This window comes from Candidatus Ruminimicrobium bovinum, from assembly GCF_902760015.1.
In the GTDB taxonomy this organism is placed as follows: Bacteria; Elusimicrobiota; Endomicrobiia; order Endomicrobiales; family Endomicrobiaceae; genus Ruminimicrobium; species Ruminimicrobium bovinum.
Genome location: NZ_CACWEU010000132.1, coordinates 1 through 4738 on the forward strand (window position 1 = coordinate 1; position 4738 = coordinate 4738).

The window sequence follows — 4738 nt, forward strand, 5'->3', positions numbered from 1 at the left end:
AAACAAAATTGATAAAATTTTTGATTGTGCAATTATTTTGGAAAGTATGAATTTTGAAAGAATGGGCAATATAATAGAACCTTCTCAGGCAAAATTTGTAATAAATATAGATCATCATCTTTCTCATACCGATTTCGGTAACATAAATTATGTTGTTCCTTATTCTTCTTCCGTATCGGAACTTATATATAATATTTTTGAAACATTAAAAATAAAACCTACAAAAACGGAAGCCGAAAATTTATACATAGGTATTGTTACCGATACCGGTAGGTTTCAGCAATTAAATACGACTGCAAATTCCCATATAACCGCCGCAAAATTATTGGAGTGCGGTGTTAATTCAAGTAAAATTTGCAAAACATTATTTTCAACTTTTTATTTGCAAAAATTAAAATTATACGGTTTGGCTTTGTCGAATATAAATACGGCATTGGACGGCAAGTTAGTGTATATAAAATTAACGGAGGATATGTTTAAAAAGTCAAAAGCCGATGATGCCGATACCGACGGAATAATAAATTATTGTATAGCGGTTCCGGGTGCTGTTGTCGGGTGTATTTTAAAAGAAGTTGCAAAAAAAGAGATAAAAATAAGTTTTCGCTCCATAGAAAATTTTAATCTTTTAAACATAGTTAAAATCTTTTCCGGCGGCGGTCACAAAAATGCTGCGGGCTGCACAATAAATTCCGATATGGATACCGCTTTAAAACAAATAATCAAAGTATGTAAGGAACAATTAAGTGCAAAATAAACCGTATAATGAATATAACGGGCTTCTGTTGGTTAACAAACCTTCGGGAATTACTTCTTTCGGGTTACTTAAACAAATCAAAAAAAAATTATCCGTTAATAAAATAGGGCACTGCGGAACATTGGACCCGCTTGCAAAAGGTTTAATGCTTGTTCTTGTAGGTTCGGCGACAAAAAAACAGGATTTTTTTATGAAAAAAGATAAGGTATATAAAGCCAAAATAAAACTCGGTATAAAAACCGATACCGGTGATATGGCAGGTAATATTGTTGCAACGGCAGGTTATGAACATATAACATTTGATGATATTAAAAAAGTATGCGAAAATTTTACGGGGAAAATTGAACAGGTTCCGCCGATGTATTCGGCACTTAAAGTTAACGGTAAAAAACTTTGTGACCTTGCAAGACAAGGTATTACCGTAGAAAGAAAAAAAAGACAAATAACAATATATTCAATTGATATATTAAATTTTAAAGACGGCTTTATTGAAGCAAGAATAAAATGTTCAAGCGGAACATATATAAGAACATTAGCCGAAGATATGGGTAAAGCATTAAAAACGGAAGCCGTTTTAAGCGGGCTTGTCAGGGAACAAATTGATAATTGGAAATTATCAAATGCTTTAACGGTTGATGAATTAACTGTCGATGATATTATACATGTAGTTTAAATTTTTATCGGTTTAAAACAAAAAAATTGCTTTGTGATTTGTATAATAGGTTAAATGAAAAAAATATTGAATGTTTTTAAATTCAAAAATTATAATTTTTTTAAGACAAATGTTTTCTTTTTTATTTGTTTGTCCGTAATTATTTTTGCTTTATATGCAAAATCAATAAATTATGATTTGTTGGACTTGGATGATAAATGGCTTATAAATGACCATTTGGATTTTTTAACCGATTACAAAAACCTGCCTAAACTTTTTGTTAAAGATGTGTATTATCAAAATGCATATTTATGTTACAGACCGATTTTAAATCTTTCATTTATGACCGAAACGTTAATATTCGGTTTTAACCCGAAAGTTTACCATACCACAAATATAATACTTTTTATTTTAAGTATTTGGATGATGTATTTGTTTCTGCTGAAATTGAATTTTAATAAAAATATTTTAAAAATTGTTTTTTTATTACTTGCCGTTCATCCAATACTGTCATCGGTTTCGGTATGGGTAGCCGGGCGTAATGATTCGATGCTTGCAATTTTTGCAATGTTATCTTTAATAAATTTTGTTTCTTATTTGAAAAAAAATAATTTTGTTAGTTTTATAATGACAATTTTCTTTTTTGCCGTTTCCATATTAACAAAAGAAATGGGCTTAATATTATTGCCGGTATATCTGTTGTTAATTTATTGCTTTGATTTTAAAATATCAAAAAAACAATTTATTTTATTTACAATAGCTTTCGTTGTCGTAACGGTTCCTTATTTCTATATTAGAAGTATTACCGTTCCGGGTGTTCAAATAAGCGAATATATAACTAATTGGAAAAGTTATGTTATAAATATGGGAACAGGTTTAACCATATACATAAAAAAATTCTTTGTTCCCGAAAATGTGCAGGTTGTTTTATATGAGGTTGGTTTAAAAGATATTCCTATAATTACAAGTTTGATGGCAATTGTTTTTACGATTTATATTTTTTGTAAAAGAATTATTGGCAGAAAAATTATAATTTTCGGAATAGTTTGGTATGCTTTATTTTTAATTCCTTCGGCTTTTATGCCGGACCATATTTTTTTATACCACAGATTTTTAATTCCTTCAATAGGTGTAATTGTAATTTTAATTAAAATACTTGATGTTATTTTTGAAAAATATCAGCTTAGCGAACTTACATTAAAAAATACAAACGAAATATTTTTTGCAAAAAAAATTGATTTTATAAAAATATTTGTTTTGTTTGCGATGATTGTTTTTTGTATATTTATAATTACTTCTTATAAAAATATTGAAAGATATAAAACTTCAAGAATATTTTGGGAACATTCTTTTTCTACGGCACCGGATTTTCCTTTGGCTCGTGCCAATATTGCATATTTTGCTTTTCAGGAAGGTAATAAACAAAAAGCATATAATTTATTAAATACCGCAAAAACGGATTATACCTTAAAGTTTTTTGCAACTTATTTTGCAACGGTTTTATATAAACAAGGCAGTTTGGATGAGGCATTACAAATTGCACTGGCATCTTTTGAAAAACCTGAAAAATATGAAATTTTAAGAGATATATACATGGCTAAAAATGATATTGAAAAGGCAATAGAGTGTGCGGAAACTTTATACAGATTCGATAAAAATAATGCACATAATAACCAAATTTTATCACAATTATATACGCTTCGTAACCCGTTAAGAGGGCTGAGAGTTGAGTGATTAGAGCTGAGAAGTTATAAAGACAGTTGAAAAGCTGAGGATACGAAGTATCCGGCTCAGATATCGGCTAAGAAAATGCAAAGCATTTTCTGAATCGGCTGTTGTTATAAATCATAAATTATAAATTGTCTTTTACCCTCTTTACAAATTAAATAAAAAAAAGTAGAGTATTTAGCATAGTAATACAATAACGGAGGTTTAATTAAAATGGCAACAGCAAGATGTATGAAGTGTAAAAAACAAGTTGAAGTAAAAAATGCGGAAGAAACCGTTATGAAAAACGGAATGAAGGCAGTTAAAGGTGTTTGCCCTGACTGCGGAACAAAAGTTTTCAAAATTCTTGGAAAAAAATAAATAAAAAAGGAGTTAGTGCATAAAGCAAGGGGTTAACGAATAGTATGTATTATTCGTTTTCTTACGATAATGTGTGCTAACTCCGTTTTTATTTTTGGAGTGTACTATTGTGAGTGCAACAACAATAATTGAATGGATAACAACGGATTTGAATATAAATGCTGCTTCGGTTGCAGCGACGGTTTCTCTTTTGGGTGAAGGAAACACCGTTCCTTTTATTTCAAGGTACAGAAAAGAAAGGACAGGAAATCTTACCGAAACTGAAGTTAGAAATGTGGCGGATAAACTTCAATACTATATTGAACTTGAAACAAGAAAAGAAACAATATTAAAAAGTATAGATGAACAAAAAAAACTTACCCCGGAATTAAAAAAACAAATAGAAGTATGTAAGGAAAAAACAAAACTTGAAGATATATATTTACCTTTCAAGCCGAAAAGAACCACAAAAGCCACAATTGCAAAACAAAAAGGGCTTGAACCTCTTGCTCAAGAAATTTTGGATCAAAAAATAATGATGAGCAAGAATGTAAATAAAGATGAAATAGTTTCAAAATATATAAATAAAGAAAAAGGCGTTTTAACGGTTAAAGATGCTTTAACGGGTGCCATAGATATAATTGCCGAACAAATTTCCGATAATGCATTATTTAGGGGCTTGATAAGAAATTTTATTTTAAATACCGGTGTGCTTAAGTCAAAAGTTAAAAGAGGGTTGGAAGATCAAAAAACGAAATTTGAAATGTATTATGATTACGGCGAACCGATTAAAAATATAGTTTCGCACAGAATCCTTGCCATAAGAAGAGGTGCAAAAGAAAATATTTTAACTTGGAAAATAGATGTTGACAGCGAGCAGGCAATAAGTATAATATCTGCAAAAATAGTTAAAACGAATATGTGCCTTTTTTATCCGGAACTTTGGACTGCAATGAAAACCGCTTTTGAAAGGCATTTGTATCCGTCGTTACAGGTTGAAATATTTTTGGCAAAAATTGAAGAAGCAGATACCGAAGCCATAAAAGTATTTGCAACAAATGCAAAAAATTTATTACTTGCTTCTCCTGCGGGGCATAAAGTTATTATGGGTGTTGACCCCGGTTTTAGGACCGGTTGTAAAGTTGCCATTATAGACAGAAACGGTAACTATAAAGAATATAAACCTATATTTCCGCACGAGCCGGTATGCCGGCTTGCCGAAGCACAGCAGATAGTAGTTGATTTTATAAATAAATATAATGTTG

General features: G+C 30.2%; 5 protein-coding genes. All 5 read left to right on the forward strand.

Annotated features, from left to right (window positions below):
* The coding region (locus ACMUOV_RS04740; RefSeq protein ID WP_413853962.1) for a DHH family phosphoesterase at positions 1 to 754 on the forward strand (754 nt) is incomplete at its 5' end.
* Entirely contained in the window at positions 744 to 1427 is a 684-nt protein-coding gene (gene truB / locus ACMUOV_RS04745) for a tRNA pseudouridine(55) synthase TruB (protein WP_413853963.1), read from the forward strand. The genes ACMUOV_RS04740 and truB, both read left to right, overlap by 11 nt.
* Before the next feature lie 54 nt (positions 1428 to 1481).
* On the forward strand, positions 1482 to 3140 hold the full coding sequence (locus ACMUOV_RS04750) for a glycosyltransferase family 39 protein (protein ID WP_413853964.1): 1659 nt from the start codon (positions 1482 to 1484) through the stop codon (positions 3138 to 3140).
* Positions 3141 to 3347: 207 nt separating this feature from the next.
* Positions 3348 to 3494 (forward strand): DUF5679 domain-containing protein, encoded by a 147-nt coding sequence (locus ACMUOV_RS04755; protein WP_413853965.1) that lies wholly within the window; start codon positions 3348 to 3350, stop codon positions 3492 to 3494.
* Positions 3495 to 3603: 109 nt separating this feature from the next.
* A partial coding sequence (locus tag ACMUOV_RS04760; protein WP_413853966.1) for a Tex-like N-terminal domain-containing protein occupies positions 3604 to 4738 on the forward strand: 1135 nt, incomplete at its 3' end.

Excerpts from the sequence above, each read along its gene's own strand:
- ACMUOV_RS04750 (WP_413853964.1), top strand. The coding sequence starts at position 1,482 with ATGAAAAAAATATTGAATGTTTTTAAATTCAAAAATTATAATTTTTTT.
- ACMUOV_RS04755 (WP_413853965.1), top strand. The coding sequence starts at position 3,348 with ATGGCAACAGCAAGATGTATGAAGTGTAAAAAACAAGTTGAAGTAAAA.